Here is a 5,251-nt window from a genome sequence, read left to right as displayed (position 1 = left end):
GCTGTTGCCCCACGTGAACGCAAAGAAAGACCAATTCAATGCCCGGGATATCGCCAACCTGCTGTGGGCCATGGCGAAACTGGTGGACAACGGGCAGGAGCAGACACCAGGTCTCAAAGAGGCCGTGGCCGCGCTGTTGCCCCACGTGAACGCAAAGAAAGACCAATTCAATGCCCGGGATATCGCCAACCTGCTGTGGGCCATGGCGAAACTGGTGGACAACAGGCAGGATCAGACATCAGAGCTCAACGAGGCCGTGACCGCGCTGTTGTCCTACGTCAACATACAGAAAGCTAACTTTAAACCACAGGGTATCACCAATCTGCTGTGGGCCATGGCGAAACTGGTGGACAACGGGCAGGAGCGAACACCGGGGCTCAACGAAGCTGTGGCCGCGCTGTTACCCCACGTAAACACACAAATAGCGAACTTTAAACCACAGGAAATCGCCAACCTGCTGTGGGCCATGGCGAAACTGGTGATCAACGGGCAGGAGCAGACACCAGAGCTCAACGAAGCCGTGACCGCACTTTTGTCCCAAGTGAACGCAAAGAAAGACCAGTTTATTCCTCAGCATATCGCCAACCTGCTGTGGGCCATGGCGAAACTGGGTGAGCTCGTTGAGCTGAACGTGGTTAAATCCACGACTGAACTTCTTGTCTACCAAATCAGTAAATGCCCTCAGTTATCTCAGCAAGATATATCGATGTCTCTCTGGGGAGTATTGGTATGCTGTGTCAGGCTGTCCCAAGATGCCAATGCCAATAAAAACAGCTTGCTTGAAAAGCACATGGATGGCCTGTTTACTCGCCTGGAAAATGCAGCCTCAAACAATGGAGATGAACAATCCATCATTGCCATGGCCGCAAGCTGGCTTGGCAGAGCGTGTCCGATCGTCCCCCACTACCAGACAACCATTTCAAAAACTCAAACCGACTTCCGCGATCAACTTCAATCATGTATTCCCTCTTTAAAGATTGAAGCAGAAAGGAGTCTGAACTCATTACCTCCGGTTGATCTGCTACTGCCAGACCACAATATTATTATTGAAATTCAGGGACCCTCTCATTACGTATGTGGTGATTTCAAAACCAGGACTGGTTCGACTCTGCTGAAAATCGCACTGCTGCAAAAAGCAGGATTTGAGGTCATTGAAGTCCCGGTTAACACGCTTTGGAACCCGGATTCAATAAAACGATGTATTGATCAAATAAAGACCAGGGTGGACATCCCGCCACAAGGCCATGGCTCTGTATCACATAAAATCGGGTGGGCAGATGAGGCAAACGTTACCGCCGATAAAGAATGGCAATCCTCAGATCACTGTTACCTGACCGCCGAAGAACATTTAGAGAAGCAAACAGGCAAACCAAAAAAAAGAAAGAAAAAAAAGCCAATAACCTCTTCCCTTTCCTCATGACTCAAGAACTGTATTCATATTCCAGGGAAGGAGCGCCAGCGTTGAATACCTGTTGCCCAAAATGATTTGAAAATAACGGATTGGTGGCATCAGAAGTAGATGTGTATCCCCCAACGGCCTGGTTTTATAGACATTTCAGTAAAATGAACTTCTGAACAGAACAGCAGTCTACTTTTTATATTTTCATGAAGTAATGAAATATAGTTATGGATAGAAGCTCTGCTGGTATCAGTGGTCAATACGCAAGACCAGGCAAGAATTACAACAAACCGGATAACCATGCCACTTCTTCAATGCGTGGACGATATAGACAAGCCACAGTCAAACAATGGGATACTCCCCCCCACTCTGCCACGGGGCGCAATGGATTTTACCATTCTTCTGCCCCATGCTCTTCTCAATATGTACTGCTCCGTTCAGTAAACCCTGCTAAAGATTTTAATGCGCTCATCAAACCAGAAATAATGGATGGCCTGGTGAGTAAATCGGATCGTTTCGGTCATCACTATGATGGAAGAGATCACGGCCTATATGCCAGTTCAATTAAAAAATACACGTCAGCGTCTAAAAGACCGTTAAATCGAGCTGAACAAAGCCAGCTGATACATTTGCTGCAAAATTTCACAGTCACACGGAGCTGGAATTGGCGAAGCCTGACGACAACATTTCATTCATTGACTTCAGCGGGTGTTTTTACCCCTCATAAGCCCGTGGATGAGCGTGTTAAGCTCACTCAAGCTACTTTATTGTCCACGCTATTTGATGCAATAACGTTCAAGTGCAACCAAAAACCTGAAGCCAGGGATATCGATGCCCGGGGAATCGTCAACCTGCTGTGGGCCATGGCAAAACTGGTGGACAACGGGCAGGAACGGACACCAGAGTTCAAAAAGGCCTTGGCCGCCCTTTTGCCCCACGCAAACACACAGAAAGAGCAATTTGTTCCTCAGCATATCGCTAACCTGCTGTGGGCCATGGTGAAACTGGTGAACAATGGGCAGGAACAGACACCTGGTCTGAAAGAAGCCGTGCTTGCACTGTTGCCCCACGTGAAAACACAGAAAGACCAATTTATTCCTCAGCATATCGCTAACCTGCTGTGGGCCATGGCGAAACTGTTGGACGACGGGCAGGAGTGGATACCAGGGCTCAAAGAAGCTCTGGTTGCGTTGTTGCCCCACGTGAGCGTACAAAAAGTTGGCTTTAATCCACAGGAAATCGCTAACCTTCTGTGGGCCATGGCTAAATTCGTGGTCAAAGGGCAGGAGCAGCCCCCAGGGCTCAACGAAGCCGTGGCCGAGCTGCTGCCCCACGTCAACGCGCAGCAAGACCAATTTAATGCCCAGGATATCGCCAACCTGCTGTGGGCCATGGCGAAACTGGTGATCAACGGACAGGAGCGGACACCAGAGCTCAAAGAAACCCTGGCCACGCTAATCCCCCTGGTAAACACACATAAAGACCGGTTCAATCCCCAGGGTATCGCCAACCTGCTGTGGGCCATGGCGAAACTGGTGGACAACGGGCTGGAGCGAACACCAGAACTTAACAAAGCCGTGGCCGGGCTGCTGCACCACGTAAACGCACAGGCTAACAAACCACAGGAAATCTCCAACCTGCTCTGGGCCATAGCGAAACTGGTGGACAACGGGCTGGAGCGGACACCAGAGTTCAAAGAGGCCCTGGCCACGCTGTTGCCCCAAGTGGTCGCACAAAAAGCTAACAGTAAACCACAGGAAATAACCAACCTGCTGTGGGCCTTGGCGAAACTGGTGGACAACGGACTGAAGTGGACACCAGAGCTCAAAAAAGCTGTAGCCAGGCTGTTGCCTCACGTGAACGCACAGAAGGCTAACTTTACACCACAGGGTATTGCCAACCTGCTGTGGGCCATGGCGAAACTGGTGGACAACGGGCTGGAGCAAACACCAGAGCTCAAAGAAGTCGTGGCCAGGCTGTTACCCCACGTGATCGCACAGACAGCTAACTTTAACCCACAGGGTATTACCAACCTGCTGTGGGCCATGGCGAAACTGGTGGACAGCGGGCAGGAACGGCCCCCGGAACTCAACGAGACCATGGCCGCGCTGTTGCCACACGTGAACATAAAGAAAGACCAATTTAATGCCCAGGAAATCGCCAACCTGCTGTGGGCCATGGCGAAACTGGTGGACAACGGGCTGGAGTGGACAGCAAGGCTCAACCAGGCCGTGGCCGCACTGTTGCCCTGCGTGAACGCACAGAAAGACCAATTTATTCCTCAGCATATCGCCAACCTGCTGTGGGCCATGGCGAAACTGGTGGACAACGGGCTGGAGCAGACAGCAGAGCTCAAAGCGGCCATGACCGCGCTGTTACCCCACGTAAATGCACAGAGAGACCAATTGGTTCCTCAGCATATCGCCAACCTGCTGTGGGCCATGGCGAAACTGATAGACGGCAGGCAAGAGTGGCTCCCGGGGCTCAACGGGGCAGTCGCCGCTCTGCTGCCCTGCGTAAACGCACAGAAAGACCAATTCAGTGCCCAGGGCATCACCAACCTGCTGTGGGCCATGACCAAACTGGTGGACAACGGGCTGGAGCAGACACCAGAGCTCAAAGCGGCCCTGGCCGCGCTGTTTGCCCACATGAATGCACAGAAAGAACAATTTAATGCCCAGGGTATCGCCAACCTGCTGTGGGCCATGGCAAAACTGGGTGAGTTCGTTGAGCTGGGTGTGGTGACCTCTACCTTTGAATCTTTTGTCTACCGAATCAGTGGCAACCCTCAGCTTTCTGATCAAGAAATATGGATGTCTCTCTGGGGAGTCATGGTGTGCTGTGCCAGGCTGTTTCTAGACTCCCATGCTAAAAATAACGTGCTTGAAAAGCACATGGATGACCTGTTTACTCGCCTGAAAAATACCTCCCCGAATAATGAAGAGAATCAATGCACCATTGCCATGGCCGCCAGTTGGCTTGGAAGAGCGTGTCCGGTCACCCCCCATTACCAGGCAATCATTTCAAAACCTCAAAGCGTCGTCCGAGATCAACTCCAATCATGCATTCCATCATTAAAGATTGAAGAAGAAAAGAGTCTGAAATCATTACCGCCAGTCGACCTGCTACTGCCAGATCACAACATTGTGATTGAAGTTCAGGGACCATTTCATTACGTGAGTGGTGATTTCAAAACCAGGAATGGGTCGACTCTGCTGAAAATCGCACTGTTGCAAAAAGCAGGATTTGAAGTCTTTGAAATCCCGACTAACACGCTTTGGAAACCGGGTTCAATAAAACGATGTATTGATCAAATAAAGACCAGGGTGGACTTCCCGCCACAGGATCATGCCTTTGCATCTCATAACACCGGGTGGCAATCCTCTGATCACCGTTACTTAACCGCCGAAGCACATTTAGAAAAGCAAAAAGGCAAACCCAAAAAAAGAAAAAGGAAGAAAAAAAAGCCAATAACCGCTTAAATTTATAAACATTTAAGCAAAATGAACTTCTGAACTGCACAGCAGTCTGCTTCTTATATTTTCATGAATTAATGAAATATAATTATGGACAGAAGCTCTACTGGTATCAGTGGTCAATACGCAAGATTGGATAATGATTATAGCCAGCCGAATGATCATGCCGATTCTTCAAAGCGTGGTCGATATGGACATTGTTCAGTCAGACAGTGGCATAATCCCCCCCGCACAAACCCGGGGCGTAATGAATTTTATCGTTCTTCTGACGTATGCCCTTCTCAAAGCTATGTTGCGTTTAAGGGTTGAAGTGAAGAAATTCTAAAATTTTGTTGCCCAGTCGATCAGATGTTAGAGCATTGATGCCAGTTAAAGC

At 49.7% G+C, this 5,251-nt stretch carries 3 protein-coding genes; all 3 read left to right on the top strand.

All coding sequences use genetic code 11. From position 1 onward, the window contains the following. A partial coding sequence (locus tag ACO6VE_RS23790; protein ID WP_422463913.1) for a DUF1601 domain-containing protein occupies positions 1–1,420 on the top strand: 1,420 nt, incomplete at its 5' end. 206 nt (positions 1,421–1,626) lie between these two features. Continuing rightward, entirely contained in the window at positions 1,627–4,881 is a 3,255-nt protein-coding gene (locus ACO6VE_RS23785; RefSeq protein WP_422463911.1) for a DUF1601 domain-containing protein, read from the top strand. A gap of 84 nt (positions 4,882–4,965) precedes the next feature. After that, positions 4,966–5,184, top strand: a complete 219-nt coding sequence (locus tag ACO6VE_RS23780) for a hypothetical protein (protein ID WP_422463910.1) — start codon at positions 4,966–4,968, stop codon at positions 5,182–5,184. The last annotated feature ends 67 nt before the right edge of the window (positions 5,185–5,251 follow it).

It is taken from the genome of Endozoicomonas sp. ALB115 (genome assembly GCF_049310245.1).
In the GTDB taxonomy this organism is placed as follows: Bacteria; Pseudomonadota; Gammaproteobacteria; order Pseudomonadales; family Endozoicomonadaceae; genus Endozoicomonas.
Note: the sequence above shows the minus strand (reverse complement) of the source record. Positions and strands in the feature narration are given on the sequence as shown.